Genomic DNA, 17,849 nt, shown 5'->3' on the forward strand with positions numbered 1-17,849 from the left:
CGATATCTGTTAATGACACCTTTCTTTTATCGCTTTCGATCACTCCTTCCGGGGTGATGATCCCGATATAAGTGTCTACCGGCTGGGGATATTTCTTCCCTGGGACTCTTTTGGATGTCCTTTTGTAGAGGTAATAAGAATCCCCCTTTTTCTTGACCGTCTTTCCCCTGGTACGATACTGCTGGACCCACTCAGGGTATGTTTTTTGTGTTACCGGCATAGTATCCTCCTTTCCGTATAGGTAGCATATACCTATACTATAGAGATATTATACCTCTACACAGTAAAAAAATCGAGAGCTATGAGCGCTTTGTATAGAGCCCATAACCCTCGATAAATCCTAAGGATTTCTTTGATTCAGTTTCTGTTCATGAAACAACCCTGTTCAGAACTAAATTTGCGGAATCAAATTTTCATGTTCAGAAACACGCGTTACAAACAGGACAGCTGCTTGCTTTCATATGCTATACTGTTTTCATATATCGTTAAATAATTTTAAATACCGCTAGAATTTTATATACCGTTAGAACCGGAATAATAAAAAAGAGACGTCTGCACCAGACGTGATGAGAGGAATCCAGCATGCAGCTTCCCGAAAAAACCCGTCCTGTCCATTGCCGGCATCAAGATCATTGGTTTGGATTTAAGAGTACATTTTTACTGGTGTTATGTCTGTCCCTGTTCAGCTCCGGATGCAGCAAAGCCCATGACAGTATACCACAGGGAAAAACTGCAGGAGAAACCGCGGGTTATGTCACCACTTCTTCTGATTTTGTTCAAGAATCCGGGAAAAACGAAAGTGTTGAAGACGGACCTGATGGAAATACAGCACCTGAAACCGGCACTCCCGATGTTCCCGATACTGGCAGTACGAGAAGGCTGTCTGCTTCTTCTGACGCGGGAAGCACTTCTTTTTGGGAAACCACTTCTTTGGAAGCAACTTCTGTGGAAACCACTTCTTTGGAAGCAACTCCTGTGGAGAACTCTTCCGCTGGTAATTCCTCTGCTCCATATACGTTAAAATATATAGATGCATGGAAGGAATGGCACACTATGGAAGTGGATCCGTCCGTGAATGCATGCATCTATGATCCTGAGCTCTTCATCGAAGAAGACGGATCGATGAAGTATCAAGATGACCGCTATGAGGTCCTGCATGGCGTTGATGTGTCTGAGCACCAGGGATATATCGACTGGGAAGCAGTTGCCCGGGCCGGATACAGCTTTGCCTTCATCCGTGTGGGATACCGCGGATACGGGGAAGCAGGCAATCTTAATGAGGACGCAGCTGCCGTTGACAATCTCCGGCGTGCCAAAGCTGCCGGTCTCCGGGTCGGTACCTATATCTTTTCCCAGGCACTGAATGAAGAAGAAGCCAGGGCGGAAGCCGACCTGGCTGTCGGTGTGATCATGTCATCCGGTGTCGAAACCGACCTGCCTCTGATGTATGATCCGGAACTCATCAAGGATGACTGGGGGCGGGCAAACGATATAACCCGCGGCCAGGTCTCCCTGAATACCGCTGCTTTCAGGGACCAGGTGGAAAAGACCTCTGCCCTGACTGTCGACATCTATTCCAATCTCCCCTGGGAGCATCACTATTTTGACACAGACACAATGAATCAATATGAAATCTGGTATGCGGACTATGAAAAAGCGCCCCAGACGCCATACCACTTTGCCTGGTGGCAGTATACGAACGAAGGCCATGTCCCCGGTATTGACGGAGAGGTCGACCTGAACGTGTGGCTTCGCCTGAAAGACGCTTAATTTGACGATATACAGTTATGTCATGAATTATTTCCGTTTCCCTTTTTAAATTCTCGAAATAATGACTTTCCCCCAGCAGCGCAGGATGCCCTTTCCCGGTTTTTATGACAACATTATTTCATTTTCAATACAGTATAACAAAAAGCAGAAACGCTGTGCACCATCTTTTGAGGCAGGATATATGCCGACATAAAAAAGTACCTGCAGTCCGGAAACTCTTGTGAAGCCGAGACGATCGTACGACAGCTTAAAGAAGAATCGTCAGAAGAATATACTTCAATAATCAGTCAGTGTGCTTTGTTTTTGAAAAATATGGAAACAAATGTATACCGGAGACAACTGCAGGTGTATATTCACTCAAAAGCACTTCAGATCCGGCAGCAAGTCCTGGGTGAAAACCACCCGGACACTGCTGCATCTTATAATAACTTAGGGTATAGTTATGAAAAACTTGGAAACTATGAAAAGGGACTTGAATACATGACAAAAGCCCTTAAAATCCGGCAGCAGGTGCTCGGGGAGGAACATCTGGATACAGTAGTATCTTATTTTAATGTCGGCAGCTGCTATGAACGCATTAACGAACATGAAAAAGCCAAATCATATCTGGAAAAAGCCCGTGAAATCCTGGGGCGGATTATAGACGATTATAATAAAAACAGGGATACATCCGTATATGGTGAATTTTGACTGCTTAGATGCAGTCTATGGCATCACTCTTTTGTTTCGTATACGGTCCATTCAGGCTCATCCGCGAAGAAGGCCTCTGTGGTTACGCCCATTTTGTTCATGGAAGCAAGTATGGCAGAAATAATTGTCGGATGGCTCACGAACTGAGTGCCTTCCTCCAGATCCTCCATATACAGGGCTGCGGCAGGGTTCTTTTCAGTGAGATCAAGGTATGTGTCAATGACAAACGTGGGATCTCCGCCGAAAAACCTGCGCAGTGTATAATATGTCCCTGTCTTGTCAGGCACTTTGTAAACGGCAAGGTGGACATCTTTTTCCCTTTCTTCCAGGTCGCTCAGGTATACTTTACGGTTATCGTAAAAAGAGGTATAGATAATTTCGACATCACCGTTTCCCGTTAACTGTTGATAGACATAGAAGGTTTCAAAAGCGCTGAGACTCGCCATATCAGTGATGATTCCGTTCTTATTGATCCGTATCCTGCTTTTGGCCCAGAGGTCTTCCGCAAAGGAGAGATGGATTTTATCATCATCGGGATCGTAATACATGACACAGTATATTTGATTTTTTAAAAGCAGGGGCTCTTTTACTTCAAACAGCATGGCTAAAAGCGGAAGGGAGCCGGTGTCGAGAAGGGCGTATTTTGCAGAAATGAGCTCTGTCTCCGAAGAAGAATCTTTTGAACCGTTTGTCACATTTTTTGCCGCCTGCTCGACTCTGTCGATCAGATCCCGGATCATGAATTCCTCACCGTCAGCAAAAAAAATTTTCTGGGAGATAAAATGAAACGTCACATTGTCATTGTGCCAGATCAGGCTCCTGCTTTCATCGAGGAATTCCCGGAACGCCGTTTCTGCATTTTGAGCTGTTTCGTTATCTGCCGCAGAAGAGATGGAAGCAGTTTTCTGAGAGGAGGATATATCTGTTTCTTCAGCAGCAGTCAGATCTGTATCTTCGGCAGCAGTTCTTCCTGTTGATACAATGTCTGCCTCCTGAGAAGACAAGGATCCTGCCTGTGCAACAGTTAAAGGAGCGGCGCAGAGGGAAAACACAAGAGCTGCGGTAAGAATACGCAAATGTTTATTCTTCATTAATAAAAACCTCCATTATAAAATATGTGTCTGTTGTGGCTGAATGAATCCCGATATTATGCAGGGATTTCGGATGTGTCATAACCATTCCGATCCTTATATTTCTCTTTTTTATCATCTCACAGATATCCCGTGTATGTCTATCCGTAATGTGTGTCCAGGATGTCTGCAAACTCTTTCAGGATGTGACGCACAGAAGACTCAGAAAACTCTGAAGTTTCCAAAGAGCTGTTCGTATCAGCACTGATCGCAGCAGCAGCTGTTTCTTATGAAAAGGCTTCTTGAGGAACAGCGATTGCCAGGGCAGACACTGGCAGCATCAGACAAGGGCAGACAAAAGAATCATTCATTGTCTGCCCTCAGTCTGATCACTTTGTATACCGTCTCTGTCTTCCGTTCCTGAGTCTTCCGTCCTCTTGTCTGACTGCCACACTGTATGACAGTCATATGTCTGTCCGTCAACCTGTTTGTTTGTCCGTCCTTTTTTTGTTTGTCCGTCACCTTATGTCTTTCCGTCCTCCTGACTGCCGTCTTTGTTATCCTGCTGTCTTCCCCTGACTGCTTAGTGCAAAGTAAAACTATCTTAAGACTTTTGCTTTCCCCGGGATCAGGGTCATCAGCAGAACCGTACCGGTGAATCCGGGTACGATAGGTAAATCATAACATCTGCTTTTTTTGTTTCCTCCAACTGATTTCCACTTTTCTGATTTCCACTTTTTCCGGCTTCCTGATTTCCACTTTTTTTCTGCTTCGTAATCATTAAAAAAACAAGTATAAGAATGTCTTTGGCTTTCAGTCCGGACCAGGGCGCGAATACAGCAGGGGATCAGCAAAGCTACCCTGTGTTTCAGCAGAACTATCCCGGAGGACCCGAGTCGTTTACTTTCCTATGGCCTTATGTTAGACTGTGAAAGAATTCCGTTGTATAGGGAAATTATATAGGGGAAAGGGAAATGGCGTTAGATCTGACCCATGGTTCAGCCATGGAGTATGAAACAATTATTTATGGGAATATGACACCGGAAATGGCTGCGGAGTACCTTCGTGGTGAGCGGATCTCGATCCGCAGTTTTTCAGACACGCTCCGGAAGATGTATCCCTGCGATGATATTCAGAAGAAGCTGAAGCAGTTTTTCAGGAATATACTGGTTGATGGAAAACGAAGTTCCATGGACAGGAAGATCCAGAACTGGATGTCTGGACAAAACCAGCCGACCAACAGAGAAGACTATTTCCGTATAGCGTTCGCGCTGGAGCTGACAGAAGCACAGCTGAATTTTCTGCTGGGTATGTGCACGGACTATACGATCCAGTACCGGGACGGACGGGAGGCGGTTCTGGCCTGGTTTCTCAGGAACGGTTATGGCTATCAGGAGGCGGTGGATTTTCTGTGTGAACTGGCTGAGGCAGAGGATATAAAAAGTTCAGTGACACCGGGAGGCTCCGCGTTTGATGCAGATGGATACACGGAAGTGTCCAGGATCACGCATGAGATCCGGGAAGAATTCCGGATGGTGCGTACGAAAGAAGAGCTTCGGGAATGTTATTTGAGGAATCTGAACAGGTTCGGGCGTCTCCATCTGAGGAGTTATTACTATTTCCGCCAGTATCTCAAACAGCTGATCCAGCCTGTTTCGGCAGCCGGAGAAAGCGAGATGGATTATTCGATCGAAACGGTGATGGACACCTATCTGACGCTTCAGATGCCTATGGGGAAAAAGCGCAGTCATTATTCCCTGGTCCAGAAGCTGATCAAGCAAAACTGGCCGAACACCACTTCGGTCAGGAATATCCGAAACCAGCTGGAGGACGTTCCGCGCAAACTCCTGCTGCTCTTGTATGTCGTTACGGAAAACAGTGACAACAAAGGCGATTACTCGGAATTTGATGAGGATTATATTTCGCTGGAGGAAAGGGTGGAGGACCACTGGTGGACGCTCAATGCCATGCTGGCAGACAGCGGGATGGCAGCGATGGATCTGCGCAATGCCTTTGACTGGCTCATCCTGTACGCGGTCTCGACGAACGGGGAGGAGTCCATGAGCGGCCGTCTGGAGGGAGTCATCAACGAGCTCTTCCGGGATGCGGACGAAAGGGCAAAGGAACTGGAGACGGCAGGAATATAAAGATCGGACTGTGTATCAAAATGAGACATCTGCTCTCATCTGTGCACAGTCCGATTTGTATTATGTCCTGTTTCGTGTGCCGTCTCAATCGTAATCAGAATTTCTTGCAATTTTAACTTCAAAAATGACTGAGACGTAAAAATGATTGAGACGTCACACCAGTCATTCCTGGTAGAGGGCTTTCATGAGTGCTTTCATGCCGGCAAAGCGCTGATGCGGCCGTATACGAAGTCCCTTCATGATCGCTTTTTCCCGGTAAGGGGGAATTTTGATCCCCAGGCGGGAAGGAGGAAGGAGGGTGTCCTCCGTGATCCGGTTGGTAGAAATGGGAGGCGTTACGCCTGTCAGGCAGTAATAAATGGTTGCGCAGAGCTCATAGACATCGGTCCAGGGTCCCTGCCCTCCTCCCTGCTGATACTGCTCTATGGGCGAGTATCCGTGCCGGAGCGTCAGGGTCAGAGTGTTTTTGATCGAGAAGGTATCTCGGGCACAGCCAAAGTCAAGAAGGCGTATCCTTTTATTCCCGGGAAACAGGACGGATGCGGAAGCAGAGTCCGCAGTTTCCTGAGTATCACTTTTCTCTAACATCAGGTTGTCCGGACAGATGTCGCGGTGAAGAATATTTTTCTGGTGAAGAGCGTCCAGTGCGCTGAACAGCGGTTTCATGATCCGGAAAAGATCTTCCTGCAGGATCCTGCCTGCCTGCTTCTCCACTATGTCGGTAAAGGTATCTCCCTCTATATATTCCATCACAATGTAAGCGGTATTGTTCTCTTCAAAAAAATCCCTGACCCCGACGATCACCTCATGTTTTTCCATTTTTGCCAGGATGCGCGCTTCATTAAGATACTTTTCCATTCCCCGGCTGTAGTATCTGGCCTGCACACCTGTCAGGGGACTGACTTCCAGCCCTGCGGATATATTCCTGGTGCAGTGTTCTATGGGAAAATATTCCTTTACAGCGACTCTGATTTCCAGTACGAGGTCATATCCTATATAAGTGATACCGTGTCCCCCTTCCCCAAGGACTTGCCCGAGCAGGTAGCGCTCCTGCAGGATTGTGCCAGGCGGGAGCTGACGCGGCAGAGGGGAATATTCGGAAGCGGATCTGCCGCAGAAAGGGCAGCGGTCTTCATTTATTACGCAGTCTTTTACTATTATGTTGTCTCTTATTATTGGGTTGTCTTTTTTTAGTATATTCCGGTTATTGATCTTCTGATCTGTTGCCTGAGGCGCCGACGCATCTGAAGCAGATTTTGAATATGCCATTAAACAAAATGGACAAAATTGAACAGGATTTTTCATTGCAATACCGTCCCGATAAGAATGTACATGTTTTTCCGTCAACGTACGGATTGTATCATACAGGGCACGGTCTATCCTCCAACTGTTTTCCTTAGAAGCAGGAAGCGTTTCTGTTTATACGCTGTAAGATGTATGCACCATACAGGTTTGAGGCACTCGCCCATTGTCACAAGAATAAAGAAGCCGGGAACACTCAGATGCTTGTCAATGAACGGCTGATCCCCGTACGTCAGCACTGGCGACCGGGGATCAGCCAGGCAAAAGAAAGCCATAAGACAGGCAAACGAAAGCCATAAGACAGCCCTGTATACAAATCTGGATATTGACAAATGGATAAGGTATAATAGATAGGATTCTCTCCAGTCCGGTGCAGAATATTTTGGATTGGAGTTTCCTTCTTTAGCGGAACCAGATCGGAGTGAAACCGGCAGTCTGGTGCTGCAGGACGAAGTTCGAATTTTTCGCTTTAGACAAAACAGATCGGAGTGAAACAGGTAAATGCAGACAAATTTGGAACATAAAAACAGAGATATAAAGGGTTTCACAGGACATCTGTACCGCTGCCGTTTTATTTACGCGGCATTCCTGGCGGCTGCAGCAGTCTTCATCATCGTGTGTATTGCCAGGGAGATCTATCCCTTCGGTACGCAGTCTGTTCTGAAAATAGACCTCTATCATCAGTATGCCCCCTATCTGGAGGAATTCAGGAGCCGGATCCTGTCCGGGAAGAGCCTCATCTACAGCTGGGAGACGGGGCTGGGGAAGGATTTTATCGCCCAGACAGCCTACTATACGACGTCTCCTTTAAATCTTTTGGTGCTTTTGTTCCCCGGCCGTATGATCTCGGAGGCGGTCGCGTTTCTGATCATGCTCAAGATCAGCCTGAGCTCCGCCTCATTTGCTTATTATCTGAGAGAACACTTCAGTCGAAATGATGTTTCCCTCGTGATCTTCGGGCTCATGTATGCCTATTGTTCTTTTGTCACCTGTTATTACTGGAATTTTATGTGGCTGGATGTGGTGGCGCTCTTTCCCCTGACGGCACTGGGATGTGAAAAACTGATCCTGGAAAAGAAATGTACGCTCTATTACATTGCTCTGACGATGACCATGATCGTCAATTTTTATCTCTCCGTTCTGGTCTGCATCCTGATCACGATGTATGCGGTCGTCATTGCTTTTACAAAGGACAGGGTTTTCTGGCTGAAACTTTCTGCGGAAGGAGTTTCCAGTGTCCGGCCCGTGCTTTTAAAGGCTGCTGTCCGCTTTATTCTGGTCTCTGTGCTCTGCGCCATGACCGCCATGATCATTCTGGCCCCTGTGGCTGCAGCCCTGCGGGAGACACAGGTGAGTGATGCCTCTTTCCCTGAATTCTGGATCTATGAAAATGTATGGCAGCTGCTTTCCGCGCATTTCCTGGGGGCAAGGGATGCTGTGCTGGCAAGAAATGAGGATATGCCCAACGTCTACTGCGGTGTTCTGACCATGGTCCTGTTGCCACTGTACTATTCCAGCAGAAAGATCCCGCGTGCGGAAAAGATCCTTTACAGCTCCTTTCTCGGCCTTATGCTGCTTTGTTCCTGCGTCAGCACGCTGGATTTTATGATCCACGGCCTCCATTTTCCTGCCAATCTTCCGCACAGGTTTACTTTTGTCTATAGTTTTATCCTGCTTTTCATGGCCTACAGAGGATTCTGCGCAGTCCGTAAAGGCCGCAGGGGCCTTCGCCGCACAGTGAGCCTTATGTGGGTATATGCGGCAGCCGCTTTTTATATGGCGGTCTTGTTTGTTTTTGAGTACTTCATAGCGCCGGCAGTGAAATATATAGACCGAGTCCTGTCCGGCACTGACCTGCTGATCAATCTTTTTGTTATCGTTTTTTATCTGCTTCTGTTCACATGGGCATTCCGGCGAAAGAAATCTGTACCGATCCTTCTGACAGTCCTGCTGGTCTGCGTTGTCCTGGAGACATCCTGGTCGATGTACGAAAATCTCAAAGATTCCGGAGACCGGGAGGAGTATATAGCATGGATGGACGACACTGAGAGGGCCATGCAGGTAATTAAGGCTGCTGAAAACAAAAATGAAGGAATGGAACTTGGCGATAGTCCCTTTTTCCGGACGGAATTCCGGCGGGGGCAGACGATCAACGACGGAGCCCTCTATCACTACAATGGCTTCTCCCACTTCTCTTCTCTCTGCCCGGGTGGGATCTGCACTTTGATGGAACATCTGGGAGTGCCTGCGGCAGGAAACAGCTTCATCTATTATGATACTTCTCCGCTTATTGATGCGGTTTTTGATGTCCGCTATGTCCTGAGCAGGGGTGAGGAGTTCCCCGAGGAGGACCTGACCTGGAAGCTTACGCCTTTCCGGCGGACGGGGTCTGTTTATTCAGCTAAAAACGAACGGGTCCTGCCTATTGGATTTATGGCCGGTGAAGATATTCTGGACTGGGAAACGATAGATTCAGAGCCCTTTGAAGTACAGAATGACTTTGTGCACAGGGCTGCCGGGACAGACAAGGATGTTTTCAGGAAGATCCTGCCGGAGGCCATCACAGCCCATAATATGGAAGTCGAGGATGTGAATGAGGTCGGGGATGAATTTAACTATTATCTGGAGGATCCTTTTGATCTCTCCTTTGTCCCCTGGGTCCACGCGGAATTCATCATGGAAAGGGATCAGTTTGTCACTCTGTATGTCGATGCCGCCAATGCCTCCGGTATCACCTGTACTTATGGTAACAGAGAGGAAAGTTGGTCGCTTTCTTCAGGAAGGGGTGTTTTCCAGATCGGCAATATGCAGGAAGGGGAATTGCTGACAGTGGAATTCCGACTGACTGACCGGGGCGAATTTGAGCCCAGCTACCGGGGATATGGAGAGATCAGCATTTTTGCTGCCGGCTGGGATGACGGGGCCTTTCAGGAGGCTTATGACAGACTCTCCCGGCAGACTCTTCAGGTCGAAAGCTTCAAGGATACAGAGATCAGAGGCAGGGTCACAGCCAAAGAGGACGGGATCCTCTTTACCTCCATCCCTTATACAGCCGGTTGGAAAGCCTTTGTGGACGGGGAACACGCAGATGTGATCGGACTCGGGGATAATGGAGTGGTCGGAGTGGCTGTATCTGCCGGGACACATGAGGTGACTTTGAGATATAGCTCACCTTTTCTATTACCGGCAGCTTTCTGTTCGTTGACGGGGCTGGTTCTCTTTATGGTTTTTAAAAAAATCCTCCATAATGGATAGATACCAGACAGTTTCTTCGTTCTAAATTTCGATATACATCTGACTCCTCAGATGCAGGATAATGGATGTCTGGAGTTGAAAAGCCCAAAGGGAACATGTCGTATATAAATAGAGAAATACTGTGCGGGAGCAATGTATGCAGACAATAAAAAAAGATTTGATGCTGGACCAGGCAGGTGTAGATGCGGTGTCACAGGAGATCGCCGCGTGGCTTGCGGATCTGCGGCTGTCCAGACAGGACCGTCTCCGCATCCTGCTGACCATGGAGGAGCTGCTGCTGCGTGTCAGCGAACATTTCGAAGGAAAGATCTCCGGAAGGTTATCTCTCGGGAAAAAACTTTGGTCGCCGGTGATCCGTTTTCACTACAGAGCAGAAGCTTTTGATCCAATCAGGGCTGCAGACGATCATGACAATGAGATGACCGCCTGGACGAACAGAATACTGGCCAGGATGGGGCTGTCCCCCTCCTGGCACTATCGGAATGGATGGAATACGCTTTCACAGAAGATCCCCCGCCATGGACATTCTTCTCAGCTGAGCCTGGCAGCGGCACTGGGGCTGGCCATCGTGGTGGGAATTGCCGGCACGGCCCTTCCTGTCCAGGTGCAGACTGCAGTTTCCGATTTTATCTTTTTTCCCATATCAGACCTTTTTTCCCGTTTCCTGAACACCTTCCTGGGTTCCATGGTCTTTTTCTCCATCGTGGTCGGGATCTGCGGGATCGGAAATGCCTCCGATTTCGAAAGGATCGGCAAGCAGATGGTAATGCGCTTTATGCTGTTTACCCTGCTCAGTTCCGCTGCGGCGGTCCTGCTGGCAAGACCCTTCTTCCGTCTGACCGGCGGCGTCTCCGGCGGGGTCTCGCAGCTTGTCAGCTTGCGGAATCTGATACTGGATATCATACCGTCCAATCCTGTCAGGCCTTTTTATGACGGGAACACCCTCCAGATCATTTTTATGGCGGCAGTGATCGGCGTGCTTCTGGTGTCTGCAGGCGACTACGGTGCAAGAGTCCGGGAACTTGCTGCAGATCTCAATGACCTCGTGACAGAGGCTGTCCGGGTAGTCTGCAGACTCCTGCCCCTGTTCATTTTTGCTTCCTTTTCCATGCAGATCTGGGAGAGCGGCATAAAGACACTGGCGGGTCTGTGGAAACCCATAGTCCTGTGTGCGGCAGTGTGTGCGGTTTTGCTGGCAGTGAAGCTTTTTGTTGTCTGCCTGCGTCTGAAGGTAAATGCCGCGGTCCTGCTGAAGAAAATATTTCCTTCCATGGTGGTCGGTTTTTCCACTGCTTCCGGGTCTGCCGCCTACAGCCTCTGCGAAGAGATCAATGAGAAGAAACTGGGAATCGAGCCGATGCTTACCAGGATCGGCAACCCTATAGGAAGTTCCATTTACTGCGGCTGTACTGCTGTCCTGTTTGTATTGGCTGCCTTTACAGCCGGGGAGCAGTACGGTGTCGGCGGCGGTATCAGCTGGATGCTGACATTATGGCTCGTGAGCACGGTCGTCAGTTTTGCAGTTCCTCCCGTCACGGGCGGGACCATGGCCTGTGTCGGAATTCTGATCAAACAGCTGGGACTTCCTGGAGAAGTAATGGCTGTTTCCGGTCTTCTGTCCCTTGTCCTGGATTTTATCGCCACAGGGTTCAGTCTCGGCCTCCGCCATTTGGAGCTGATCCTGCAGGCTGATCACCTGGGCATGCTGGATCGAGACAAGCTTCGGAAATCGTAATACAAGAACTGCCCGGGGATATTTTCATGGTAATACGGCAGAATATCCCGCCATAACAAGGAACGGAAACTATAACAAGGAACGGAAAACTATAAAAAAAGAAACGATATGGTTCTGTGCCGTTGGATCACAGATTCAAATCGTTTCTTTTTTTTATAGGATTAATACTTTTTTATAGGATCAATATCAGATCAGATGGATAAAGAGGCCGCTGAGGAGCTTGGGCTCGAACCAGGTGGATTTCGGGGGCATGAGGCGGCCGGCATCAGCTACGGCGAAGAGTTCGCCGATAGAGGTGGGGTACATCAGGAAGGAGACGCCGTGATAGGCGTCTGCTCTCTTCTGAAGTTCCTCTGTGCCGCGAATACCGCCCACAAAGTCGATGCGGGTATCCGTCTTGGGGTCGCCGATTCCGAGGATCGGTGCGAGGATCCTGTCCTGAAGGATGGATACGTCCAGTCCCGCGACCGGGTCCTGGGACCGATACTGAGGCCTGATCCGGAGCAGATACCAGTTCTCTGCGAGGTACATGCCGATCTCTCCTTTTTCCGAAGGGAATATGGGAGATGCACTCCTGCACTGTGTATAGGGATCAGAGCCAGCCTCTGTTCCTTTATTCGAACTGTCTGTATTCGGACTGTCTGCATCGGGACTGCCGGAAGCTGCAACCGGGTTCTTGTCCGGACCGGTGATCTCGCAGATCTTACTGATCTGGTCAAGAAGATTTTCCGGAGTGAGGCCGTTCAGGTCGTGGACAACACGGTTGTAGTCCATGATGCTGAGTTCATTTTCCGGAAACAGGACGGAAAGGAAATAGTTGAATTCCTCTTCTCCTGTGTAGTCCGGATTTTTCTGTCTGCGGAGTTTTCCCACACGGACAGCGGAGGCACAGCGGTGATGACCGTCCGCGATGTAAATGCTGTCGATACCGGCAAAGGCAGTCCGGACAGCCGCGCAGTCATCGGGATCTGAGATGATCCAGACCTGATTCCTGACCTCTCCTTCTGAGAGGAAATCACAGACAGGTTTGGAAGCCTTCGTCTTCCTGACGATCTTTTCAATCACGGGATCCGGGCGGTAGCAAAGGAAAATGGGACCTGTCTGGGCGCTGCAGGCGTCGACATGACAGATTCTGTCCTGCTCTTTATCCGCGCGGGTATTTTCATGTTTTTTGATCACGTTGTTGTCGTAGTCATCGATGGACGCGCAGGCAACGATACCGGTCTGGGTCCTGCCGCCCATTGTCTGGGCGTAAAGATAATAACAGGGCATCCCGTCCTGGACGAAGCGTGCGCGGGTGATCCAGTCCTGCAGGAGTTCTCCGGCTCTGCGGTAGACGCGCTCATCGTAGATGTCAATATCCTGTGGAAGGGTGGTCTCCGCCCTGTCGATCGCCAGAAATGATCCCGGATGATCAGCTACATACGCGCGGGCTTCAGCGCGGGAATAAACATCGTAGGGAAGGGCAGCGATCTCTGCTTCCAGTCCCGGGGCCGGTCTGCAGGCCGCGAAAGGGCGAATATCTGCCATAAAACAACAATCCTCCCGATTTAAGGCATAGTAAAAATCAAAGTGCAATAATAATCGAGTCTAACTTTCGACCAGGTTTTTCAGCATGGTCAGACGATCACACGGACACGGTATACTCCGTCGACCTCGCTGAGCTGGCTGATGACAGCTTTTGATACCTTGGTGTCGGTATCGATGATGGTGTAGGCGACGTCACCGCGGGATTTATTGGACATCTCCGCAATGTTCACGGATTCCGCGCCCATAATGCGGGTGAAGTTCGTGATCATGTTTGCCTGGTTCTTGTGGAAGAGGCAGATGCGGCCGACGGACTGGCAGACTCCCATGTTGCAGTTGGGGAAGTTCACGCTGTTCGTGATGTTACCGTTTTCCAGATAGTCGCGGAGCTCTTTGACAGCCATCTTGGCGCAGTTGATCTCGGATTCCTCTGTGGAAGCGCCCAGATGGGGGGTGGTGATGCAGCCGCGTTTGCCGGCTACGGTGGGATTGGGGAAATCAGAGACGTAGCGGCGGATCTTCCCTTCATCGATCGCTGCGACGACCGCTTTTTCATCGACGAGGAGGTCGCGGGCCATGTTGATGAGGACGACGCCGTTCTTCATCTGGCTGATGGCCTCGGCGTTGATCATGCCTTTGGTGGAATCAAGGAGCGGTACATGGATGGTGATGTAGTCACATTCCGCAAAGATGTCTTCGATCCGGATCACGTGGTTGATCTTGCGGCTTAGATGCCATGCGGAATCGACGGACACATAGGGATCATAGCCGTAGACGTCCATTCCGAAGTTGACAGCTGTGTTGGCGACGCGCACGCCGATAGCACCCAGGCCGATGATGCCGAGTTTTTTACCTTCCAGTTCTGTCCCGGCAAACTGCTTTTTCTCTTTTTCCGCAGTCTTTGCGATATCGGGGTTGTTCCAGTTGGAACGGACCCAGTCGACACCTTCCACGATGTCGCGGGAAGCCAGGAGCATACCGGCAAATACGAGTTCCTTAACGCCGTTGGCATTGGCACCGGGCGTGTTGAAAACCACGATTCCCTTCTCCGAGCAGCGCTGGAGGGGGATATTGTTGACGCCGGCGCCCGCGCGGGCGATGGCGAGCAGGTTTTTGGAAAACTCCATCTCGTGCATGGAAGCGCTGCGCACGAGGATACCGTCAGCATCCTCGATCTCACTGACCTGTATATATTTGGAGGTAAAATTCTTGAGGCCGATGGGGGAAATATTGTTTAAGCAATGAAATTTATACATATTCTCTATTCTTTATCGTTCTTCGTTATCTGTTTCGATGTATTCAGGAAAGCCGGAATCTGTCCGGATGTGCTTTGTCCGGACAGATCCGGCACCCTGATCTGAACTAATCTCAAAATTGGGTCATCTTCTACCGTGTCATTTATGACCCTGTCATTTCGCGGGATGAGCGGCTTCAAACTCCTTCATAAAGGCGACGAGCTTTTCGACACCTTCGTAGGGCATGGCGTTGTAGATGCTGGCGCGCATGCCGCCCACAGACCGGTGTCCCTTGAGGGAGACGAGGCCTTCTTTTTCAGCTTCTTTGACAAAGAGGGCTTCGAGGTCCTTGTCGCCGATGATGAAGGGGACGTTCATGAGAGAGCGGTCTTCCTTGCGGACAGTGCCCTTGAAGAGCTTGCTCTGGTCGAGGAAATCGTAGAGGAGCTTCGCTTTTTTCTCGTTGCGTTCCTTCATGGCAGCGAGGCCGCCCTGCTTCTTGAGCCATTTGAAAACCTTGCCGCAGATGTAGATGCCGTATGCGGGAGGAGTGTTGAACAGAGAATCATTGTCCGCCTGGGTCTTCCACTTAAGCATAGTGGGTGTGCCCTCAAGGACGTCGTCAGTGATCAGGTCGTCGCGAATGATGGCGATCACGACGCCGGCAGGGCCGATGTTCTTCTGGACGCCGCCGTACATCACGGCGTATTTTGTGATGTCCACAGGCTCGGAGAGGAAGCAGGACGAGACGTCCGCCACCAGGTCATGACCCTTGGTATTGGGCAGAGCATGGAATTTTGTGCCGTAGATGGTATTGTTTTCGCAGATGTAGACATAATCCGCGTCGGCGGGGATGTCAAGGTCGGTGCAGTCCGGGATATAGGAGAAAGTCTTGTCCTCGGAGGAGGCGACTGCCACGGCATCGCCATATTTTTTCGCTTCCTGCCAGGCTTTCTTTGCCCACTGTCCGGTGATGATGTAGGCGGCCTTTTTGTTTTTCATCATGTTCATGGGGACAGCGGAAAACTGGGTCCAGGCGCCGCCCTGCAGGAACAGGACCTTGTAGTTGTCCGGAATGCTGAGCAGGTCGCGGAGATCTGCCTCGGCTTCCTTGATGATGCCGTCAAAAACCTTGCCGCGGTGGCTCATTTCCATAACGGACATGCCGCTTCCTTTATAATTGAGCATCTCGTCGGCAGCTTCGCGCAGGACTTCTTCGGGAAGCATTGCGGGGCCTGCGGAAAAATTGTAAACTCTGTCCATTTCTTATTTACTCCTCCTGTATCTGTGATTTCGTACTATGCAAGCGGAAGATAATGCAGGAAAAATCCTGTAAAAATCTCACGGAAATAAATCAATGTTCCGTTTTCCCGCGTCACATTTTTTCCATGTCCTTCTCGTCGAAAGCCTCTTCGATGGAAGCGCCGGGAGAGACCATAGGGAAGACTTTGTCGTCCTGTTCAATGACGCAGTTGATGACAAAGGGCTCTTTGGAGGCAATGGCTTCTTTGAGAGCGGGCTCGAGTTCGTCGACGCTCTTTACATTCAGAGCGCGACAGCCGAGGCCTTCGGCGACCTTGCAGTAGTCGACCTTGTCCTCGAGGACGGTAGCGCTGTAGCGGCCGCCGTAGTAGAGGGTCTGCCACTGGCGGACCATGCCCAGAGCACGGTTGTCGATGACGATCTCGATGATCGGGATATTATAGCGGCTGGCAGTGGCCAGTTCGTTCATGTTCATACGGTAGCAGCCGTCCCCTCCGATGTTGACGACGGTGCGCTCCGGGAAAGCGACTTTGGCGCCGATCGCTGCCCCGATGCCGTAACCCATTGTCCCCAGGCCTCCGGAAGAAAGGAAGGTGCGGGGATTGGAGAAGGTGTAGTACTGGGCTGCCCACATCTGGTGCTGGCCTACGTCAGTCGTAATGATGGCGTTTCCTTTGGTCAGTTCATCGAGCTTCTCGATGACGAGGGGGCAGGTCAGCTTTGAGTGGTCGTAGTTGAGAGGATAGGATTCGCTGAGCTGGCGGGTGTAGCGCATCCAGTCGGGATGGGACTGTCTCAGGAGCTTGCGGTTGATCCTCTCAAGGACTTTTTTGAGGTCGCCAATGATGGAAAAATCGACCTTGATGTTTTTGTTGATCTCAGCGGGATCCACATCGATATGCAGGATCTTTGCGCCGGACGCGAAGGTTTTGGCATTGCCGATGACGCGGTCGGAGAAGCGGGCTCCGAGGGCGATCAGAAGGTCGCAGCGGCTGACGCCGAGGTTGGAGGCTTTGGTGCCGTGCATACCCAGCATACCGGTGTAGCGGGGATCATGTCCGTCGAAAGCGCCCTTGCCCATGAGGGTGTCGCAGACGGGGGCATCGATGCGCTCGACAAATTCCTTCAGGGCTTCCGAAGCACCGGAGATAACGGCGCCGCCGCCGACCATCACAAAGGGCTTCTTGGAGGTCTTGATCATGTTGACAGCAGTGTCGATCTCTTCTGTGGTGATCTTGCGCTCTCTTACAGGAAGGTAGAGCTCCGGAACAGCGGGCTCATATTCGCAGATGGCGCCGGTGACATCCTTGGGCACGTCGACGAGGACGGGGCCCGGACGTCCGGTCCTGGCGATAGCAAATGCGTTGCGGATGGTCTCAGCCAGGTTTTTGACATCCTTTACGATCCAGCTGTGCTTGGTCACAGGCAGTGAAATGCCGTTGATATCGACCTCCTGAAAAGAATCCTTGCCCAGAAGGGGAAGGGTCACGTTGCAGGTGATCGCCACCATGGGTACGCTGTCCATATAGGCGGTAGCAATACCGGTGACGAGATTGGTGGCGCCGGGACCGCTGGTGGCCATGCAGACGCCGACCTTTCCGGTCGCGCGCGCGTAGCCGTCAGCCGCGTGGGAGGCGCCCTGCTCGTGGCTTGTCAGGTAATGATGGATTTTGTCTCTGTTTTTGTAAAGAGCATCATATACATTCAGAATCGCGCCGCCGGGATAACCGAATACAGTATCGACACCCTGCTCCAGCAGGCACTCTACGATGATATCTGCTCCTGTCAGTCTCATAGGGATCATCTCCTTCCTTTCTGAGGACATTTTGTATTAATTACGCACTGTAAAGCCCTT

11 protein-coding genes and 1 pseudogene are annotated in these 17,849 nt (G+C 50.2%); 5 read left to right on the forward strand and 7 right to left on the reverse strand.

The window, feature by feature from the left end; all coding sequences use genetic code 11:
* Positions 1 to 220: pseudogene (locus BLT02_RS02660) on the reverse strand (hypothetical protein); the annotation flags it as partial.
* Between the two features lie 443 nt (positions 221 to 663).
* On the opposite strand from BLT02_RS02660, the gene BLT02_RS02665 reads away from it, so the two are divergent.
* Positions 664 to 1,770, forward strand: a complete 1,107-nt coding sequence (locus BLT02_RS02665; protein WP_175453660.1) for a GH25 family lysozyme — start codon at positions 664 to 666, stop codon at positions 1,768 to 1,770.
* Between the two features lie 345 nt (positions 1,771 to 2,115).
* Positions 2,116 to 2,460 (forward strand): tetratricopeptide repeat protein, encoded by a 345-nt coding sequence (locus BLT02_RS02670; RefSeq protein WP_175453661.1) that lies wholly within the window; start codon positions 2,116 to 2,118, stop codon positions 2,458 to 2,460.
* 23 nt (positions 2,461 to 2,483) lie between these two features.
* Here BLT02_RS02670 and BLT02_RS02675 read toward each other — a convergent pair whose 3' ends face one another.
* Complete coding sequence (locus BLT02_RS02675) at positions 2,484 to 3,551, reverse strand: hypothetical protein (RefSeq protein ID WP_092991328.1); 1,068 nt, start codon at positions 3,549 to 3,551, stop codon at positions 2,484 to 2,486.
* Between the two features lie 953 nt (positions 3,552 to 4,504).
* Between BLT02_RS02675 and BLT02_RS02690 the strand changes: the two genes are divergently transcribed.
* On the forward strand, positions 4,505 to 5,677 hold the full coding sequence (locus tag BLT02_RS02690) for a hypothetical protein (RefSeq protein WP_092991331.1): 1,173 nt from the start codon (positions 4,505 to 4,507) through the stop codon (positions 5,675 to 5,677).
* 162 nt (positions 5,678 to 5,839) lie between these two features.
* Here the strand turns inward: BLT02_RS02690 and BLT02_RS02695 are convergent, their stop codons facing one another.
* Positions 5,840 to 6,946 (reverse strand): serine/threonine protein kinase, encoded by a 1,107-nt coding sequence (locus tag BLT02_RS02695; RefSeq protein WP_175453662.1) that lies wholly within the window; start codon positions 6,944 to 6,946, stop codon positions 5,840 to 5,842.
* A 534-nt stretch (positions 6,947 to 7,480) separates the two neighbouring features.
* Between BLT02_RS02695 and BLT02_RS02700 the strand changes: the two genes are divergently transcribed.
* Together BLT02_RS02700 and BLT02_RS02705 are read left to right on the forward strand one after the other, a co-directional pair.
* Positions 7,481 to 10,234, forward strand: coding sequence for a YfhO family protein (locus BLT02_RS02700; protein WP_092991333.1), 2,754 nt, complete (start codon positions 7,481 to 7,483; stop codon positions 10,232 to 10,234).
* A gap of 136 nt (positions 10,235 to 10,370) precedes the next feature.
* Complete coding sequence (locus tag BLT02_RS02705) at positions 10,371 to 11,969, forward strand: dicarboxylate/amino acid:cation symporter (RefSeq protein ID WP_092991334.1); 1,599 nt, start codon at positions 10,371 to 10,373, stop codon at positions 11,967 to 11,969.
* Between the two features lie 186 nt (positions 11,970 to 12,155).
* Here the strand turns inward: BLT02_RS02705 and BLT02_RS02710 are convergent, their stop codons facing one another.
* From BLT02_RS02710 to ilvB, 4 genes are all read right to left on the reverse strand, one after another.
* The gene (locus tag BLT02_RS02710; protein ID WP_092991335.1) at positions 12,156 to 13,499 is read right to left on the reverse strand and encodes a DUF1015 domain-containing protein; all 1,344 of its coding nucleotides are present in this window, start codon (positions 13,497 to 13,499) and stop codon (positions 12,156 to 12,158) included.
* A gap of 89 nt (positions 13,500 to 13,588) precedes the next feature.
* On the reverse strand, positions 13,589 to 14,752 hold the full coding sequence (locus BLT02_RS02715) for a phosphoglycerate dehydrogenase (protein WP_092991336.1): 1,164 nt from the start codon (positions 14,750 to 14,752) through the stop codon (positions 13,589 to 13,591).
* A gap of 153 nt (positions 14,753 to 14,905) precedes the next feature.
* Positions 14,906 to 15,994 carry a 3-phosphoserine/phosphohydroxythreonine transaminase gene (gene serC, locus BLT02_RS02720; protein WP_092991337.1) on the reverse strand — a complete coding sequence of 363 codons (1,089 nt, stop codon included), beginning with the start codon at positions 15,992 to 15,994 and terminating at the stop codon, positions 14,906 to 14,908.
* A gap of 112 nt (positions 15,995 to 16,106) precedes the next feature.
* Positions 16,107 to 17,789, reverse strand: a complete 1,683-nt coding sequence (gene ilvB / locus BLT02_RS02725) for a biosynthetic-type acetolactate synthase large subunit (protein ID WP_092991338.1) — start codon at positions 17,787 to 17,789, stop codon at positions 16,107 to 16,109.
* Positions 17,790 to 17,849: the final 60 nt, after the last annotated feature.

Origin of the sequence: Sarcina sp. DSM 11001 (genome assembly GCF_900101015.1) — a bacterium.
In the GTDB taxonomy this organism is placed as follows: domain Bacteria; phylum Bacillota; class Clostridia; order Lachnospirales; family Lachnospiraceae; genus CAG-791.

Excerpts from the sequence above, each read along its gene's own strand:
- BLT02_RS02675 (WP_092991328.1), bottom strand. The coding sequence starts at position 3,551 with ATGAAGAATAAACATTTGCGTATTCTTACCGCAGCTCTTGTGTTTTCC.
- BLT02_RS02690 (WP_092991331.1), top strand. The coding sequence starts at position 4,505 with ATGGCGTTAGATCTGACCCATGGTTCAGCCATGGAGTATGAAACAATT.
- BLT02_RS02695 (WP_175453662.1), bottom strand. The coding sequence starts at position 6,946 with ATGGCATATTCAAAATCTGCTTCAGATGCGTCGGCGCCTCAGGCAACA.
- BLT02_RS02700 (WP_092991333.1), top strand. The coding sequence starts at position 7,481 with ATGCAGACAAATTTGGAACATAAAAACAGAGATATAAAGGGTTTCACA.
- BLT02_RS02705 (WP_092991334.1), top strand. The coding sequence starts at position 10,371 with ATGCAGACAATAAAAAAAGATTTGATGCTGGACCAGGCAGGTGTAGAT.
- BLT02_RS02710 (WP_092991335.1), bottom strand. The coding sequence starts at position 13,499 with ATGGCAGATATTCGCCCTTTCGCGGCCTGCAGACCGGCCCCGGGACTG.
- BLT02_RS02715 (WP_092991336.1), bottom strand. The coding sequence starts at position 14,752 with ATGTATAAATTTCATTGCTTAAACAATATTTCCCCCATCGGCCTCAAG.
- serC (WP_092991337.1), bottom strand. The coding sequence starts at position 15,994 with ATGGACAGAGTTTACAATTTTTCCGCAGGCCCCGCAATGCTTCCCGAA.
- ilvB (WP_092991338.1), bottom strand. The coding sequence starts at position 17,789 with ATGAGACTGACAGGAGCAGATATCATCGTAGAGTGCCTGCTGGAGCAG.